The 16,752-nt window shown below is 73.6% G+C and carries 13 protein-coding genes; 3 read left to right on the top strand and 10 right to left on the bottom strand.

Going from position 1 to position 16,752, the window contains the following annotated elements:
• Positions 1-76: 76 nt before the first annotated feature.
• The 5 genes from ACLBX8_RS18295 to ACLBX8_RS18315 form a co-directional block, all read right to left on the bottom strand.
• Complete coding sequence (locus ACLBX8_RS18295; RefSeq protein WP_447699705.1) at positions 77-3,316, bottom strand: PAS domain-containing protein; 3,240 nt, start codon at positions 3,314-3,316, stop codon at positions 77-79.
• A 220-nt stretch (positions 3,317-3,536) separates the two neighbouring features.
• Positions 3,537-5,264, bottom strand: a complete 1,728-nt coding sequence (locus ACLBX8_RS18300; RefSeq protein WP_447699706.1) for a response regulator — start codon at positions 5,262-5,264, stop codon at positions 3,537-3,539.
• Entirely contained in the window at positions 5,261-5,722 is a 462-nt protein-coding gene (locus ACLBX8_RS18305) for a response regulator (protein ID WP_020094074.1), read from the bottom strand. The genes ACLBX8_RS18300 and ACLBX8_RS18305 overlap by 4 nt, the downstream gene beginning before the upstream one ends.
• Positions 5,722-7,977 carry an ATP-binding protein gene (locus ACLBX8_RS18310; RefSeq protein ID WP_447699707.1) on the bottom strand — a complete coding sequence of 752 codons (2,256 nt, stop codon included), beginning with the start codon at positions 7,975-7,977 and terminating at the stop codon, positions 5,722-5,724. Before ACLBX8_RS18310 ends, ACLBX8_RS18305 begins: the two co-directional genes overlap by 1 nt.
• Positions 7,978-8,271: 294 nt before the next feature.
• Positions 8,272-8,850, bottom strand: coding sequence for a peroxidase-related enzyme (locus tag ACLBX8_RS18315; RefSeq protein ID WP_056533601.1), 579 nt, complete (start codon positions 8,848-8,850; stop codon positions 8,272-8,274).
• Between the two features lie 486 nt (positions 8,851-9,336).
• On the opposite strand from ACLBX8_RS18315, the gene ACLBX8_RS18320 reads away from it, so the two are divergent.
• A complete protein-coding gene (locus tag ACLBX8_RS18320; protein ID WP_427508947.1) occupies positions 9,337-10,407 on the top strand; it encodes a DUF4424 domain-containing protein in 1,071 nt (356 codons plus the stop codon).
• Positions 10,408-10,507: 100 nt separating this feature from the next.
• A complete protein-coding gene (locus ACLBX8_RS18325; RefSeq protein WP_447715598.1) occupies positions 10,508-11,344 on the top strand; it encodes a lysozyme inhibitor LprI family protein in 837 nt (278 codons plus the stop codon).
• Between the two features lie 31 nt (positions 11,345-11,375).
• Here ACLBX8_RS18325 and ACLBX8_RS18330 read toward each other — a convergent pair whose 3' ends face one another.
• Positions 11,376-12,341, bottom strand: coding sequence for a YiiG family protein (locus ACLBX8_RS18330; RefSeq protein WP_056533607.1), 966 nt, complete (start codon positions 12,339-12,341; stop codon positions 11,376-11,378).
• A 289-nt stretch (positions 12,342-12,630) separates the two neighbouring features.
• On the opposite strand from ACLBX8_RS18330, the gene ACLBX8_RS18335 reads away from it, so the two are divergent.
• Positions 12,631-13,227, top strand: a complete 597-nt coding sequence (locus ACLBX8_RS18335; protein ID WP_447715599.1) for an HD domain-containing protein — start codon at positions 12,631-12,633, stop codon at positions 13,225-13,227.
• A 22-nt stretch (positions 13,228-13,249) separates the two neighbouring features.
• On the opposite strand, the gene ACLBX8_RS18340 is transcribed toward ACLBX8_RS18335, so the two are convergent.
• The 4 genes from ACLBX8_RS18340 to ACLBX8_RS18355 form a co-directional block, all read right to left on the bottom strand.
• A complete protein-coding gene (locus tag ACLBX8_RS18340) occupies positions 13,250-14,410 on the bottom strand; it encodes a glutathionylspermidine synthase family protein (protein ID WP_447682126.1) in 1,161 nt (386 codons plus the stop codon).
• Positions 14,410-15,132, bottom strand: a complete 723-nt coding sequence (locus ACLBX8_RS18345; RefSeq protein WP_447715600.1) for a DUF1190 domain-containing protein — start codon at positions 15,130-15,132, stop codon at positions 14,410-14,412. Before ACLBX8_RS18345 ends, ACLBX8_RS18340 begins: the two co-directional genes overlap by 1 nt.
• Before the next feature lie 7 nt (positions 15,133-15,139).
• Positions 15,140-15,538 carry a DUF350 domain-containing protein gene (locus ACLBX8_RS18350; protein WP_020094066.1) on the bottom strand — a complete coding sequence of 133 codons (399 nt, stop codon included), beginning with the start codon at positions 15,536-15,538 and terminating at the stop codon, positions 15,140-15,142.
• A gap of 230 nt (positions 15,539-15,768) precedes the next feature.
• Entirely contained in the window at positions 15,769-16,674 is a 906-nt protein-coding gene (locus ACLBX8_RS18355; RefSeq protein ID WP_447715601.1) for a TIGR01459 family HAD-type hydrolase, read from the bottom strand.
• Positions 16,675-16,752 lie beyond the last annotated feature (78 nt).

The raw sequence follows: 16,752 nt of genomic DNA on the forward strand, positions 1-16,752 counted from the left end.
GGACCGCCCGTCGCCGCCCGGCTGCGGCGTCAGGCCTCTGTCAGGTCTCCGCTGGTCCCGGCAGCGCCCCGCCGCGTCAGGGCTGCCCGCCCTGCTGCCCGCCCCTCGGCCGCCTCCGCCGCGCGCCGACGACCTTGCGCAGCACGCGCGAGACCTGGTCGGCGGAGTAGGGCTTGGGCAGCAGCTCGAACTCGCGGATCCCCTCCTGGGCGAGGGCGTGGCTGTAGCCGGAGGCCAGAACCACCGGCAGGTGCGGCATCCGCTGCCGGAGGAGCCGGGCCAGCGCGATCCCGCCCATGCCGGGCATGACCACGTCGGAGAACACGGCGTCGAAGGCCGCGCCGTCGGCCCCGAGCTGATCCAGCGCCGCCTCGGCGTTGGTCGCCCAGGTCGTCGCGTAGCCGAGATCCTCCAGGATCTGCGTGGCGAAGCGGCCGACCTCGATGTTGTCCTCCACCACCAGAACCCGCTGCCCCGCGCCGCCGGGGTCGAGGGCGGCGGCCTCCGCGGCGGCGGCGCAGGACGCCTCGGGCTCGACCTGCGGCAGGTAGAGCGTGAAGGTGGCGCCGCGGCCGGGCGCGCTCTCGACCGCGACGTCGCCGCCGGACTGCTTGGCGAAGCCGAAGACCTGGGACAGGCCGAGTCCGGTGCCCTTGCCCACCTCCTTGGTGGTGAAGAACGGCTCGAACACCCGCGCCAGCACGTCCGGCGCGATGCCGGTGCCGGTGTCGACGAGGTCGATCGCCGCGAACGGGCCGGGCGCGCCGGCATGGCCGCGGATCGGCGGCAGCGCCGCGCCGCAGCGCAGGCGCAGGGTCAGCGTGCCGGCGCCGTCCATGGCGTCCCGGGCGTTCACCGCCATGTTGACCAGCGCGGTCTCGAACTGGCTGAGATCGACCCGGATGAAGCAGGGCTGCTCCGGCAGCTCGGTCACGACCGCGATGCGGGCGCCCGTGACCGTGTCGAGGAGGTCGGCCACGCCGCGCAGCCGCGCGCCGACGTCGAGGATCTCGGGCTTCAGCGCCTGTCGCCGCGCGAAGGCGAGGAGCTGGCCGGTGAGCTTCGCCGCGCGGTCCACCGTCTCCGAGACGGCGTTGAGGTAGCGGGACCGGCGCTCCTCCGCCAGGTCCGGCCGGCGGAGGAAGTCGACCGACGAGCGGATGATCGTCAGGAGGTTGTTGAAGTCGTGGGCGACGCCGCCGGTGAGCTGGCCCACCGCCTCCAGCTTCTGCGACTGCCGCAGCGCCTCCTCGGCGTGCCGGAGCGCCTCGGCCTGGGCCTTCTCGGCGGTGACGTCGCGGCCGTAGGCGTAGACCTGCGCGCCCTCGACGGAGGTGCGCCACGAGATCAGCCGCAGGGTGCCGTCCCTGTGCCGGTAGCGGTTCTCGAAATCGGTCAGGTCGCGTGCCGCGGCGGCCGCTTCGAGCGCCTCCTGGGTCGCGCCCGCATCCTCGGGCCAGATGAAGTCCAGGAAGCTGCGCCCCACCACCGCGGCGGGCTCGTGCCCCAGGATCGTCTGCCAGGCCGGATTGACCGCGCGGAAGATGCCGTCGGCCCCGACCACGGCCAGCAGGTCGCGCGAGTTGCGCCAGACCCGGTCGTGCTCGGCCGTGCGCTCGGCCACGCGCTGCTCCAGGGTCAGGTTGAAGCGCACGAGCTCGGCCATGAGCCGCTTCTGGTCGTCGATGTCGGTGCTGGTGCCGACCCAGCGGGTGACCGCGCCGTCGGCGCCCAGGACCGGCTGCGCCCGGGCCAGGAACCAGCGATACGCGCCGTCGGCGCGGCGCAGGCGGTACTCGGACTGGTAGTCGGCCCGCGACCGGACGGCCGTCCGCCATTCCTCGTCGACCCGGTCCTGATCGTCGGGATGGATGATCCCCCGCCAGCCCGCACCGTCGAGGGTGCCGGGCTCCCGGCCCGCGTAGGCGTAGACGCGCGCGTTGAACCAGTTCGCCGCCCCGGCCGCGTCGGTCGCCCAGACGAAGTTCGGCAGCACCTGCGACAGGACCCGGAACTGCGCCTCGCTGGCGCGCAGGGCTTCCTCGGCCTGCTTGCGGGCGGTGATGTCGATCGCCGTGCCGATCACCCGCACGCAGCGCGCGCCCTCGAAGATCCCGCGCCCCTTGGCGGCGACCCAGCGCACGACGCCGTCCTCCTTGCCGACGGTGCGGTACTCCACGTCGTAGACGGCGCGCCGCGCGGGATCGAGGGCGGAGGCGTAGGCCGCGCTCGTGGCCGCCCGGTCGTCGGGATGCAGGCCGGCGTAGTAATCGGCCATCGTGACCGGCACGTCGGCCGAGATGCCGAACATCGCCTTGACCCGCGCGGGCCAGAACAGGGTGTCGGCAACGACGTCGACGTCCCAGAGGCCGATCTCGGCCGCCTCGGTCGCGAGCCGCAGGCGCCGCTCGCTCTCCCGCAGCTGCTCCTCGGTCCGGCGGCGCACCGTGTCGTCGAGATGCAGCCCGTCCCAGACCAGCGTGTCGCCGACGCGGCGGGGGGCCGAGATGATGCGCGTCCAGACGTGGGTGCCGTCCGGCCGGCGCATGGGCGCCGCGACGTCGAAATGCGCGAGGTCGCGGATCGCGGCGGCCTCCGCCTCGGCGACCGCGGCGCGGTATTCCGGCAGGATCAGGTCGTAGGCGACCGCCGGGTCGGCGAGCACGTCCCCGGCCGCCAGGCCGGTCATGCGCTCGAAGCCCTGCGACACGTAGAGGAAGCGCCGGTCGGCGCCGTCGGGGGCCATGGCGAGCTGGTAGACGTAGCCGCCCGGGAGGTGGTCGGCGAGGGCCCGGATCCGGGCCTCCGCCTCGCGCAGGCGCGCCTCGGCCTGGACGCGGCCGGTCGTCTCCGTGCAGGCGCAGTGCAGGCCGGCGACCCGGCCCGCCTCGTCGCACACCGGCGCGTACGAGGCGGTGAACCAGGTCGGCTCGTCGTAGCCGTGCCGGTTCATGGTCAGCGGCATGTTCTCGGACCACGTCGCCGCACCGGCGAGCGCCCGGTCGATCAGGGGGCCGATCTCCGGCCAGATCTCCTTCCAGACGTCGCGGAAGCGCGCGCCGAGCGCCGCGGGATGCCTGTCGCCCAGGATCTCCGCGTAGGCGTCGTTGTAGAGGAAGACGAGGTCGGGCCCGAACGCCACGAACATCGGGAACCGCGATCCCAGGATCAGGCTCAGGGTCGCCCGCAGGCAGGGCGCCCAGCTGTCCGGCGGGCCGAGCGGCGAGCCGGACCAGTCGTGGGCGCGGATCCGGGCGCCCATCGCGCCGCCCTCCGCGAGGAAGGCCGGGGGCGCGGTCCCGACGGTCTCAGGCATCGGACCAGGCGCGTGACTCGGACATGGGGCGAGGAACCGGCGGGACAGGACAGCGCCATCGGTGCCCCAGCGGGCGGGTTCGCGCAACCGCGTCGGCGCGCACGCGCCGCCCGGGACGCCGTGCGGGGCCCGCACGCCGTGTGGAGAACGCCCGGGAGAGCCCCAGGAGACGCAAGCGGGACGCAAGCGGGACGCAAGCGGGACGCCAGCGCGACGTCCCTCAGGCGCTCCTGTCGCGGCCCGAGATCAGCCGGAGTTGCGCCGGCGGGCGCGCCGCCAGGGCGGCGGCGACCTTGCCCTCGAGTTCCCCGACGCGGAACGGCTTCAGCACGATCGCGTCGGCGCCGACGGCGCCGGCCTCGGTCAGGGCGGTGGTGTCGGCGAAGCCGGTGACGAACAGGACCGGCAGCGCCGGCCAGCGCTTCCGCACCTCCAGGGCCGTCTCGGCCCCGTTCATGCCCGGCATGGCGAAGTCCATCACGACGAGGTCGACGCCCGGATCCGCCTCCAGGGCGGCCAGGGCCTGGAGGCCCGAGGCCGCCTCGCGCACCGCGTAGCCGGCCTCGATCAGGCGGGTCGTCGTCACCTCGCGCACCTCGGCGTCGTCGTCGACCACGAGGAGCCGGGGGCCGCTCCCGGGCGGGTGCGTCCGCGCGGCCTCGGCCGCGACCGGCAGGCGGGGCACGGCGCCCTCGGGCTCGGCGGCCCGGGGCAGGTAGACCTTGATCGAGGTGCCCTCGCCCGCGACCGTGTCGATCCGGATGCCGCCGCCGGACTGCTTGACGAAGCCGTAGACCTGGGCGAGCCCGAGACCCGACCCCTTGCCGACTTCCTTGGTGGTGAAGAACGGCTCGAACACCCGGGCCAGCACGTCCGGCGTCATCCCGGTGCCGGTGTCGCTCACCGCCACCATGACGTAGGCGCCGGGCGCCGGCTGCTCGGGCCGGGTCGGCGCCCCGGTGACGCTGACATTGGCGGTCTCGATGGCGAGCCGGCCGCCCACCGCCATCGCGTCGCGGGCGTTGATGGCGAGGTTCAGGATCACCAGCTCGATCTGGGTGGCGTCGACCAGGGCGGGCCACAGGTCGGGCTGGAGGGTCGTCTCGATCCGGACCGCGCCGCCGATCGAGCTCTGCAGCAAGTCGCGCATCGAGGCGACCGTCTGGTTGAGGCTGACCGGCGTCGGCTCCAGGCGCTGGCGCCGGGAGAAGGCGAGGAGCTGCGCGGTGAGCCGGGCGCCGCGCTCGGCGGCCCCGCGCATCATGGCGAGGCGGCGCTTCGAGCGCGCGTCGGAGACGGCCTTCTCCAGGAACTCGATGTTGCCGGCGATCACCGTCAGCAGGTTGTTGAAGTCGTGCGCGACGCCGCTCGTGAGCTGGCCGACCGCGTCCAGGCGCTGGGCGAGCCGCAGGGCGTCCTCCGCCCGCTCCCGCTCGACGATCTGGGCCTGGAGGGCCTCGTTCGCCGCGGCGAGTTCGCGGGTCCGCTCGGCGATGCGCACCTCCAGCGTCTCGTTGAGCGCCTGCAGGGCGGCCTCGGCCTCGCGCTTGTCGGCGCGGGCCCGCGCCTCGGCGAGCGCCCGGACGATCGTGCGCGGCATGCGGTCGAGGCGCTGCTTGACGACGTAGTCGGTGGCGCCGTTCTTCAGGGCCTCGACCGCGACGTCCTCGCCGAGCGTGCCCGAGCAGAAGATGAACGGCGTGTCGGGGCACTGCGCCCGGGCGATGCCGAGGGCGCTCACGCCGTCGAAGGTCGGCAGGACGTAGTCCGCCAGGATCAGGTCGTGCCGGCCGGCGACCGCCGCGCGGGCGAAGGCGTCGCGGGTCATCACCCGCTCGATCGCGACCGGGTGCCCGAGGGTCTCCAGCTCGGCCTCGATCAGCTCGGCGTCGAGGTCGCTGTCCTCCAGGTGGAGGATGCGCAGCGGCCCCGCGGAAGGTCCGATCACGCGTTCGATGGCCAGCCTCCCCGGTACGGCGGCGGCTCGTTGAGGAGGGCCCAGAACACGCCGATCTCCTTGATCGCCGCGAAGAACTCCTCGAAGGCGACCGGCTTCACCACGAAGGCGTTCACCCCGAGATCGTAGGAGCGCACGAGGTCGGTCTCCTCGCGGGACGAGGTCAGCATCACCACCGGCACCTGGCGGGTGACCGGGTCGCCCTTGATCTTGGCGAGCACCTCCAGGCCGTCGACCTTCGGCAGCTTCAGGTCGAGCAGGACCACCGCGGGGTCCTGGGCCTGCCGCTTCTCGTGCGCGCCCCGCCGGTAGATGAAGTCGAGGGCCTCGGCGCCGTCGCGGCAGATGACGATCTCGTTGGCGAGCTGGCTCGATTCGAGCGCCGCCAGCGTCAGCTCGATGTCGTTCGGGTTGTCCTCGACCAGGAGGATGGGCTTCAGTCCCGCCATCAGTGGGCCTCCTCCCGGATGGGCAGGGTGAAGTAGAAGGTGGCGCCCGCGCCGAGCTTGCCCTCGGCCCAGGTCCGGCCGCCGTGGCGCTCGACGATGCGCCGGACATTGGCGAGGCCGATCCCCGTGCCCTCGAACTCCTCGACCCGGTGCAGCCGCTGGAACACGCCGAACAGCTTGTCGACGTAGGCCATGTCGAAGCCGGCGCCGTTGTCGCGCACGTAGTAGACCGCCTCGCCCTCCCGGGGCGGGAGGCTGCCCATCGCGATCACCGCCTCCGGGGTGCCGCGGGTGTACTTCACGGCGTTCGACAGCAGGTTCTCGATGACGAGCCGCAGCATCACCGGGTCGGCGTAGGCGCGGCCCAGGGGCGCGATCTCCCAGCGGATTGTCCGGTCGGGGGTGACGTCGCGCAGGACCTTCCGGCGGACCTCCTCGACCAGGGCGTTCATGTCGCCCCAGACCTTGTTGAGGGCGTGCCGGCCCATCTGCGAGAAGCTCAGCAGGCTGTCGACCAGGGTGCCGGCCGAGAAGGCCGCCTCGATGATCGTCTCCACGTAGTGCCGGCCCTTGTCGGAGAGCTGGGCGCCCTCGCGGGTCTTGAGCAGGTTCGCGTAACCGACGATGTGGCGGAACGGCGCGCGCAGGTCGTGGCTGACCGAGTACGAGAACGCCTCCAGCTCCTTATTGGAGCGCTGCAGCTCCTCGCTCATGGCGGCGAGCTCCTCGGCCCGGCGGAGCACGATGCCGAGCACCGAGGCGCGCAGGTCCTTGGCGGCCTCCACCTCCGGGTCGGACCAGGGCAGGGAGCGGCCCTGCACGGTCTCCTTCCAGATCTCGAACGACTTGCGCGGGTGCAGCCGGTCCGGGCCGCCCTCCGGGTCGGGCCGGACGGCCTTCACGGGGTTGCCGCCCCACTTCACCGTCCGCACGACCTCGGGCCTGAACCAGAGGATGTAGCTCGCGTACTTCTTCGAGACCGAGATCGCCAGGAGGCCGCTCGCCCGGTCGGCGAAGGCGGCGGCGGCCGGGAACGCCTCCGACAGGGCCTCGGAGACGAAGACCTCCTCGGCATCCTCGCGCTCGGACAGCCACCGGTAGAGGGCGCGGACCTCGCGCTCGGTCGGCGTCGCCCCGAGCAGCCGGCAGCGGTCCGCCGTGACCACCGCGGCGCCGGTCGCGTCCACCAGGGCCAGGACGTCGTCGGGGTGGTTGAGCAGGCCGTCGACGAAGCTGTCCTCCTCGGCCATGAACGCGAGGAGGCGCGCCTGCACGGCGCCCAGCGCCAGCCGCTTCTCGGACTGGGCGCCGCGCTCGCGGGCCGAGAGCTGCAGGGCGAAGATCTGGGTGAGCACGTCGCAGGCATTGCGCGCCTGGAGGGGCACGCGCCTGGGCGCGCGGTTGTGGCAGGAGATCAGGCCCCAGAGGGCGCCGTCGACGAGGATCGACACCGACATGGACGCCATCGTGCCCATGTTGCGCATGTACTCGACATGGACCGGCGAGACCGAGCGCAGCACCGACTGGCTGAGGTCCAGCGGCTTGCCGGAGGGCGTGGTGGCCGGCCGGATCGGCACGGGGACGTAGCCGGCATCCGGGATGATGCGCAACCGGTTCCGGCGGTAGAGCTCGCGCGCCTGGGCGGGGATGTCGGAGGCGGGGAAGCGCAGGTCGAGGTAGGAGGGCAGGACGCCGTTGCCGGCCTCCGCCAGCACCGTGCCGTGCCAGTCGCGGTCGAACCGGTAGACCAGGGCCCGGTCGAGGCCGGTGATCTGGCGGATGTCCTCGGCGACGAACTGGCAGAGGTCCTCGACGGTGCGGGCGGTCTGCAGGCGCTCGACGAAGGCCCGCAGGCGCGGGGTGAGCACGTCGACGCCGATCTCGGCCGCGGCCGCGTCGATCTCCTCCAGCTCCAGCACGACGAGTTCGTCGACCCGGTGGGCCGCGACCTCGTAGGCCTGGCGCCCGCCGCCGGTCTCCAGCGTCACGGTCCGGAGATAGAGGGCGCCGTCCTGGGGCTCCGCCGCCTCCAGGTGGTGGCGGACGACGGCCGCGAGGTCGGGCAGGGCCGCGTCGAGGACGGTGCCGACGGAGGCCGCCGCGGGGGCGTTGGCACTCGCCTGGACGATGGTGAGGGACCGGGCCTCGAGGCCGAGCAGGAACCCGTGCGGCTGGACGCTGCCGACGATGTGGATGGGCTCGCGATCGCACGCGGTCAGGTCGAGACGCTGGGCCGCGCCGCTTCGAAGGTTCAAGCCGGGATTCGCCCCCTCACCGGGTCGGCCACAAAAATCTAACGCCTGTTAACAGCCGGACCGGGCGGCTCCTATAGGCTTAAAGCACTGGTAAGGACGCCGCGCCCCGTCCCCGCGCGCGGTCGCGACCGGGCTCAGAGGGCCGGAGCCGTTTCATCCGCTCCCCGCGCGCGACGCCAGGTCGCACGGCGGGGCTCCGGCGGTCCCGCGGGGCGCCGAGCCCTCTGAAGGGGTGGTGGACACCCGGAAACCGCCCCGGCGGTCCGCTCGCCGGCGGCGAGGGATGCCGGGCCGTCAGCCGCGCCCCAGCGCGTAGAATTCCGGGTTGGGCCGCATGTTGCTGACGTTGGCCAGCCGGTTCGACAGGCCGAAGAAGGCCGCGATGGCGGCGATGTCCCAGGCATCCGCGTCGTCGAAACCGTGGGCCCTGAGCGCCGCGAACGCGGGCTCCCCGACCTGGTGGGCGGACTGGCTGACCAGCATGGCGAAGTCGAGCATCGCCTTCTGCCGGTCGGTGATGTCGGCCTTGCGGTAGTTGATCGCCACCTGGTCGGCGATCAGCGGATCCTTGGCGCGGATCCGGAGGATCGCCCCGTGGGCGATCACGCAGTACTGGCACTGGTTGATGGCCGAGGTCGCCACCACGATCATCTCGCGCTCGGCCTTGGTCAGGTTGCCCGGCCTGTCCATGAGCGCGTCGTGGTAGGCGAAGAACGCCCGGAACTCGTCCGGACGGTGGGCGAGCACCAGGAACACGTTCGGGATGAAGCCGGACTTCTCCTGCACCGCCTCGATCCGCGCGCGGATGTCGTCCGGCAGCGTCTCCAGGCGGGGGATCGGGAAGCGGCCGATCGGGGCGTCTTCGGCTGGCACGGGGCGCTCCTCGCAGATCGTCGCGGATCGAGCCGGCGCCCGGGGCCGCCGGCCATCCCGGGCAGCCGATAGACCGAACGGTCGCGGCGGCGCAATCGCGCGCGGCCGCCGACGGCGGTGTCTTCTCACAGCCTCGACCTGACGCCTCGACCTGGCGCCTCGACCTGACATGGCCCTCTCGGTCGGCCTCAACTCTGCCCGAAAGCTTCCATTCGGTCCGTCCGAGATTCGGTGGTGCGCGTGCGGGCGCGCCGCGGGGAGGATGGTGTGCCGCGACCGATGACGCCTTCGCCGAAGCGCTCACCGCCCTGGGGCGGCGGATCGAGGCCCGTCTCCCACCGGGACCGACGGTTGCCGAGCCCGCTCCGCGACTGAGCCGGAGGCGTGACCGGATCGTCCGAAACCCGCCCGCCGATCGCTGACCGGCGACGCGCCGGTTCTCACCCCGCCCCGCACCGACGGATCCAACCCGCGAGCCCGACAGCCGTGCGAATCCCATCCACGACCCGCATCCCGCGCCTGACCCTGCTCCTGCCGGTGATCCTGTCGGCGGCCCTGTCGACGGCTCTGTCGTCGGCCCTGCCGCGTCCGGCCAGGGCCGACGACAGCGTCGCGACCCTCGCGACCGGCGGTCTCGTCCTGGAGAAGACGGACCGGATCGCCCTCGTCTCCGAGGACCTCTTCCTGTCCGAGAAGGCGGTGCGGATCGTCTACCGCTTCCGCAACCTGACCGACCGGGACGTCGAGACGACGATCGCGTTCCCGATGCCCGACATCTCCGGGGGTCCCGACGCGATGCTGAGCATCGCCGACCCGAAGCACGACAACTTCCTCCGCTTCACCACCGAGGTCGACGGCCGGCCGGTCGACTCGCAGGTCGAGCAACGCGCCTTCGTCACGCCGGCCGGCAAGCCGGAGGTCGAGGTGACCGGGCGGCTGCGGAGCCTCGGCATCCCCCTCGTCCCGACGGTCGAGGCGACCGAGGCCGCGCTGGCCGCCCTGGGCGCCGATCAGCGCCGCGGCCTCGTGGCGGACGGCCTCCTGGAGCCCCAGGACATGGGCAAGGGCACGACGAGCCTGTTCCCGGTCTGGACCCTGCGGTCGAAGTTCTGGCGCCGGCAGGTCTTCCCGGCGGGCCGCGACGTCGTCGTCCGGCAGAGCTACGTCCCGGGCGTCGGCGGCCTCTCCAGCCTGTCGTTCGGGACCCCGACCGAGGGCGCCGACGAGAAGGCCGAGTACGCGCGGAAATACTGCACGGACGCGGCCTTCCTGAAGGCGGCCCAGGGGCTCGCCCGCAGGATCGCGGCGGCGGGCGGGCAGGGGGTGCAGGCCTTCGAGCAGTACCTGTCCTACGTGATCACCTCCGGCGGCAACTGGGCCGGACCGATCGGCACGTTCAAGCTGACCGTGGACAAGGGCGATCCGACGACGCTCGTGTCGTTCTGCGCCACCGGACTCCGCAAGACCGGCCCGACGACCTTCGAGAGCGTCGTGACGGATTACGTGCCCCGGCGCGACATCGACATCCTGATGCTCAAGACCACGACGGGCCGATGAGCGGCGGCGCGCCATCCTGCCCGGATCCGGAGGGCCCGACGGCCCGGACCGGCCGGGACCGCACGCCCGATCGCGTCCAGACCGCCACAGGAGGATATCCGTGCGTAGCCAAGCCCGTCCGGCGCGCCTGAGCCCGCGATCGTTCCCCCGATCGATCCTCCGAACAGGCCTCGTCGGCGCAGTCTGTGCGCTCGGCACCGTCGGCGCCCGGGCGGCGCCGGATTGCGCCGGGATCCGGGACAGGGTCGAGACGCTGATCTGTGCCGACCCCGCCCTGACGCGGCTGGACGAGGAACTCAGGCGCCTGTTCGACCGGATCGTGGGCGAGACGCGCGGGGTCGACGGCGAGACCGGCCAGGCGATCGACACCTTCGGCGAGGACCACGCGCGCTGGCGCGCGCGGGTCCGCGATGCCTGCCCGGACACGGCCTGCCTGACGCGGGCCTACACCGCGCGGATCGCGCAGGTCCGGCGCGACTGGGGCCGGGCGCTGCCGGACACGCCGACGCTGCGCCACGTGGTCAACGCCCGTTTCGGCTTCTCCGTCGACGTGCCCGCCGACCTCGTCGCGGAGCCGCCGCCGGACAACGGCGACGGGCAGGCCTTCCGCTCGGCCGACGGCCACCTGCACCTGACGGTGTCGGGCCTGAACGACGTGCTCGACCAGGATCTCGACGCCGTCGTGGCCGCGGACCGGAAGACCTGCCTGCGGCAGCCGCCGGAATACGCGGCGCGCAAGCCCGGCTGGATCGTGCTCTCCTGCACGACGGCGGCCGGGATCCTGTATCGGAAGACCCTGCTGGCGGGCGGCCGCGGCGGCGCCTTCGTCACCCTGCGCGTCCGCTACCCCGCGGCCGAGCAGGCGCGCTGGCAGGCGGCCGTCACCGCGGCCGCGACCTCGCTGCGGCTGACGGAACCGGGCCGGAGCGCCCGCTGACGGGGGCCCGGACACCCCAGGACACCCCCGGTCAGCGCGAGAAGGTCGTGGCCGTCTGCGCGGTCGACACCATCATGTTGTAGTCGTTCACGATCCAGGTCACGTCGCGCCCGGCGCCGCGCCGGGCGTCGCCCCTGGCCTTGGCGAGCTTGTCGTCGAACTCGCGCAGCTTGCCCAGGAGCGCGCGGGGCCGGCTCTCGAACACGTGGAAGGAGTTCGGGTTGGCGGCGCTGTACCCGTCCATGTCCTTCACGGCGACGGCGTAGCGCCCGAGCGCGGCGTCGAAGGCCGCCATGTCGACGACCGGCTTGGCGTCGGTGGGCAGCAGGTCCATGACCTTGCGGCAGGCGGTCATCACGTTCGCGACGTGCCAGCGCGCCTTGCGGCCCTCCCGCGCCTCGATGGCGGCGAGTTCCAGCGCGTCGCTCTTCTCCTTCTCGACCCGCAGCGCGGCGTCGACCTTGGCGCGCGCCGCCAGGAAGGCCGGCCCCGCGACGGCGAGCTTGGCGTGGAGCGCCTTGCCCTGCTCCATCTTGTCCGCGCGGTAATCCTGCCGCTCGTAGTAGCCCTCCGCCTCGGTGACCGTCGGGGCGAGCGCCTGATAGGCGGCGATGTAGGTCTTCACGGCGCCGTCGAGGTCCGGCATCGCGGGCGGCTGCGCCGTCGCGGCCTCCGCCTTCGCGATCTCGCCGCGCACGTCGTAGAGCCCGTAGAGGCCGTAGATGATCCGCTCGCGGCCGGTCGGACCGGTCTTCATGTTGACCCAGCTCTGATAGCGGCCGAGCGATTCCTGCGCCCGCAGGGTCCGGTTGAGGAGCCCGACATAGGCGTTGAGCTTGCGGATCGTCTCCTGAGCCGGATCGCTCTCGGGCTTGGTCGCCGGCCCCGCCGGTGCCGGGGCAGGGGCCTGCGCGGGGGCCTGCGCACGGGCCGGGGCGGCGGCGAGCAGCGCCGTCAGCATCAACCAAGTCGTCGTTCTCAGGCTCGTCGCTCTCATGGGCGCTGGGGATCCTCCAGATGGTTCTGCCCCTGTAGCCGGCGTTCCGCGCGAAGACCAGACGCGGGATCGGGTCGATCGCGCCCAATAGATCTCTCGGGATCGACAGCGGCGCGTCTATCGGGGCGTTCGACGATCACATCCCCGATCATCGTCGCGGGGACGATGATCTCGCGGGGCGTCGGAGCGCGAGGCCGGGAAGTCCATCGCGGGTGCCCGGAGCGTCTTCCCGGGCCTGCGGCGCGATCCGCCTCGTCCCGCGGCGGCGGATCGGGTAGAGGATCGGCCGATGCTCGACGGCCATCCCCGCATCCTGGCTGACCTGCGCGCCCGGCTGGCCGAGCCGCACCGGGTCTATCACGGCCAGGCGCATATCGACGCGCTGCTGGAGGCGTTCCGCGCCCGCCGCGGGACGGTCCGGGATCCCGACGCGGTGGAACTGGCGATCTGGTTCCACGACGCCGTCTACCGGCCGGGCGCCGCGGACAACGAGCGCCGCAGCGCCGCGCTCCTGCGGGCGCTGCCGGAGGGCGCGGTCCCGGCGCCCACGCTGGCGGCGGCCGAGACGATGATCCTGGCGACCGAGCGGCACGCCGTCCCGGACGGTCTCCCGGCCGCGCTCGCCGCGGACGTCGCGCTCTTCCTCGACATGGACATGGCGATCCTGGGTGCGGCGCCCGCCGCCTACGACGGCTACGCCGCCGGCGTGGCGCGGGAATTCGTCCCGGTCGTGGGCGCGGCCGCCTACCGGCAGGGGCGCGCGGCCTTCCTGCGGGGGGCCCTCGCATCCGGCCGGCCGCTGTTCGTCACCGCCCGGGCCCGGGCGGCGCTGGAGGGGCCGGCGCGGTCGAACATGCGGCGGGAGCTCGCGGCGCTGGGCCGGTGAGCCGCGGCGGCGCGGGACTGGGTCACGGGTCGATGAGGTGCGGCACGAAGCGGGCCCGGTCGGTGGTGATGAGGCCGTCCGACTCGCGCAGGCACAGGCCGGCGGGCCGGTCGCCGACCATCCAGCTGCCGACCAGCGCGCGGCGGCCCGCGAAATCGGGCAGCTCCGCCAGGGCCTGCCGCACGTAGCCCTCGCCGCCGTAGGGCCCCTCGTCGCGCGCCGCGACGGCGCCGTCGCGCACGATCAGCACGTTGGCGCCCTCGCGCCCGTAGAGGGGCTTCTTCACGAAGCTCCGGCCCAGCGCGGCCTTGGCCGGGTCCGCCTCGAAATAGGTCGGCAGCAGGTTGGGATGGCCCGGCGCCATCGCCCAGAGATGGGCCAGCAGCCCCTTGTTGGAGAGCACCGCCTTCCAGGGCGGCTCCAGGAACCGGGTCGTGGCCGCGCCGACCGCGCGGCCGAACGGGTCGGCGAACATCCACTCCCACGGGTAGAGCTTGAACAGGCAGCCGATCGGGGCGCCGGCCGCGTCCACGAAGCGCCCGTCCGCGTCGAGCCCGATCGCCTCGACCGGCAGGAAGGGGGCGGGGCGGCCGGCCTGGAGCGCGCAGTCCTGGAGATAGGCCAGCGTGCCGCGATCCTCCGGCGCGTCGGGGAAGCCCGCGAAGGCGACGCCCTCCGGGGGCGCCACGGCGGCGAGGCGCGCCACCAGCGCCTCGTGCAGGGTGTTGAACTGGTCGGCGCCGGCGGGGAGGCGCCCCCGCGCCAGCCCGTCCTCCAGCCAGAGCCACTGGAAGACCGCGCTCTCGTAGAGGGCGGTGGGCGTGTCGGCGTTGTACTCGAGGAGCTTGGCCGGCCCGTCGCCCCCGTAGCTGAAGTCGAAGCGCCCGTAGAGGCTGGGATCGCGCCGGTCCCAGCTCGCCCGGATCGCGTCCCAGGCGTGCTCGGGGATCCGCAGCGAGGCGAGGATCACCGCGTCCCGGACCGCCCGGTCCACGAAGGCGAGGCAGAGGTCGTGCAGCGCGGCGCTCGGCGCCTCGATGGCGTCCTCGATCTCCGCGAGGCTGAAGGCGTAGTAGGCGCTCTCGTCCCAGTAGGGGGCGCCGTCGAACGTGTGGAAGGTGAAGCCGGCCCGCGCGGCGTGCTGGCGCCAGTCGGGCCGCTCCGGGACCGGCACGCGGCGCATCAGCCGCCCCCGGATCCGCCCCCGAACCCGCCGGCGCGGCCGCTCGAGCCTCCGGAGAACGCCGTCGCACGCCCGGTGCCGCCGAAGCCGCCGCGGCTGATCGTGCGCGGGGTCGCGCTCGTGGTGCGGGCGACCGAGGCGGGGACGTGGACCCGCGAGGCGCCGCCCGCGTAGGCGACCCGCCCGCCCGCACCGGTGCAGTAGCCGCCGCCGTGCCCGGCCGTCGCGGCCCCGGCCTCGTCGCGCTCCTCCTCGGGCGCGTGCGGGTAGAGCGGCTGGACCGGCAGGTCCTGCGCGTCCGTGCGCCCCATCATGAAGGCGGCCATCACCGGCAGGTAGCGGCCGCGCGCGGCCTCCGTGACCTGCGCGCCCGGGGTGCAGCCGCCGGTCCCGTGGTGGCGCTGGCAATCGGCCTCGGTCTCGTAGCGCGGCGCCGTCGCCGCGTAGGTCTCCTGCGCGGTCTTGTAGGCGGCGATGCAGGCCTCGGCGCCGCGCAGCTGCTGGGCGATGCAGGCGCCGAGCGTCCCGTAGACGAGCGCCTCCTCCTCGCGCTGGGACGGGTCGAGGCCGCCGAGCGTCAGGGCGGCCGCGCCGGCGCCCGCGACCAGGACCAGCGACACGGCGGCCGAGCGCTTGGAGCGGCGGGTGGCGGCGAAGCCGGCCCCGGGCCCGCCGGCGGCGTCGCCGGAGGCTGCGTCGGGACGTGGCGCGGTCTCCGTCACCAGCGCCTCAATAGGTCATCGAGGCGGCGTTCACGACGCCGCCCGCCAGCGAGGCCGCGCCGAGGAGGATCGCGGCGGCGGCGCGGTCCTCCTCGATGCGCCGTGACAGGTCCGGCACCGCGAGGCGCACGAGCCAGTAGATCGCGATCTGGATCACCAGGGCGATCAGCCCCCAGATCAGGCAGTCGAGCAGCGACCGCGCGTTGTAGATCGCCACCGCCAGCGGCAGGGTGAAGCCGACCAGGCTCCCGCCCAGCGCGACGGCGGCCGCCGTCACGTCCCGGCGGATCAGCGCGAGCTCGTTGTGCGCGGTGGCGAGGGTGTAGATCAGCAGGTAGAGGCCGATCAGCCCGGTCGCGGTGCCGAGATAGAGCAGGAAATCGGGCAGTCCGGAGACGAGGGTCACGCAAGACCCGCCGTCTCGCCGGTTCCGATCGTCGCGAGCATCGCGGCCGGACAGGTCTCCCGGTCGAAGCGCCCGACACGCGAAGCGGATGTCGGGGCTGATTGCTGCGCGCGGGACCGATTCACACGCGCGAATCCACGCAATTTCCCGCGCGGTGTCAAGCTTGTCGCGGATTTCAGGGGGTTAGACTGGCGGCAATACGCGCAGGACCCGTCTCGGAGGACCGGCCGCTACCAGACCAGCCGCTCGATCACCGCGTCCGGATGCACCGCCTGCCGGCCGAGCCATTCCGCCACGTCGCCCAGGCGGTGATGCGCGGCCGTGACGCCGAGTTCCTCCGCGTGGATGCCGCGGGCCACCAGCAGGCTGGCGATGCCGACGCCGCGGGCGCCGGCGATATCGGTGCGGATCGCGTCGCCGATCGCCAGGACCCGCGCCGGGTCCACCGGGGCCCCGGTGAGCGCTGCCCCGGTGAGCGCTGCCCCCTTGGCGAGCGCCGCCTCGTAGACCGGGCGGTGCGGCTTGCCGGCGTAGACCACGGGGCCGCCGATCTCCGCGTAGGCCGCCGCGAGCAGGCCCGCGCAGGGGATCAGGCGGTTGCCGCTCTCCACGACGAGGTCGGGATTGGCGCAGATCATCGTCAGCCCGCGGGCGGCGAGGCGCTCCAGCTCCGGCCGGTAATCGTCGGGGGTCTCGCTGCGGTCGTCGAACAGGCCGGTGCAGACGACGAGGTCGGCCTCCGTCTCCGGGACGAGGCTGAGGTCGAGCCCCTGGAAGATGCCGAGGTCGCGCTCCGGCCCGAGATGCCGGATCCGGGCACCCGGGCGCGCGGCGATCAGGTCGTGGGTGAGGTCGCCCGAGGTCAGGATCGCGTCGTAGGCCTCCCGCGGCACGCCGAACCGGTCGAGGATGCGGCCGACGCCGTCGCCGGGCCGGGGCGCGTTCGAGACGAGGACGACCCGGCGCGGCCGCGCGCCCGGGAGGCCGCGGAAGCGGATCAGCGCCTCGCCGGCGGCCGTGTGGGCCGTCTGGCCGTCGTGCAGCACGCCCCAGACGTCGCAGAGGATCAGGTCGTACCGGTCGGCGACCTCGGCGAGGCCCTGGAGGGTCGGGATCGGTCCGGGGGTGGTGCTCATGGAGGGTCCTGGATTCAAAAGGTCCGGGACCTTTTGTGGGGGCAGGGCAGAGCCCTGCGATACATCAGGGCCGCGGCC

Source organism: Methylobacterium sp. D48H (assembly GCF_053345715.1).

Excerpts from the sequence above, each read along its gene's own strand:
- ACLBX8_RS18355 (WP_447715601.1), bottom strand. The coding sequence starts at position 16,674 with ATGAGCACCACCCCCGGACCGATCCCGACCCTCCAGGGCCTCGCCGAG.
- ACLBX8_RS18305 (WP_020094074.1), bottom strand. The coding sequence starts at position 5,722 with ATGGCGGGACTGAAGCCCATCCTCCTGGTCGAGGACAACCCGAACGAC.
- ACLBX8_RS18295 (WP_447699705.1), bottom strand. The coding sequence starts at position 3,316 with ATGCCTGAGACCGTCGGGACCGCGCCCCCGGCCTTCCTCGCGGAGGGC.
- ACLBX8_RS18335 (WP_447715599.1), top strand. The coding sequence starts at position 12,631 with ATGCTCGACGGCCATCCCCGCATCCTGGCTGACCTGCGCGCCCGGCTG.
- ACLBX8_RS18340 (WP_447682126.1), bottom strand. The coding sequence starts at position 14,410 with ATGCGCCGCGTGCCGGTCCCGGAGCGGCCCGACTGGCGCCAGCACGCC.
- ACLBX8_RS18330 (WP_056533607.1), bottom strand. The coding sequence starts at position 12,341 with ATGAGAGCGACGAGCCTGAGAACGACGACTTGGTTGATGCTGACGGCG.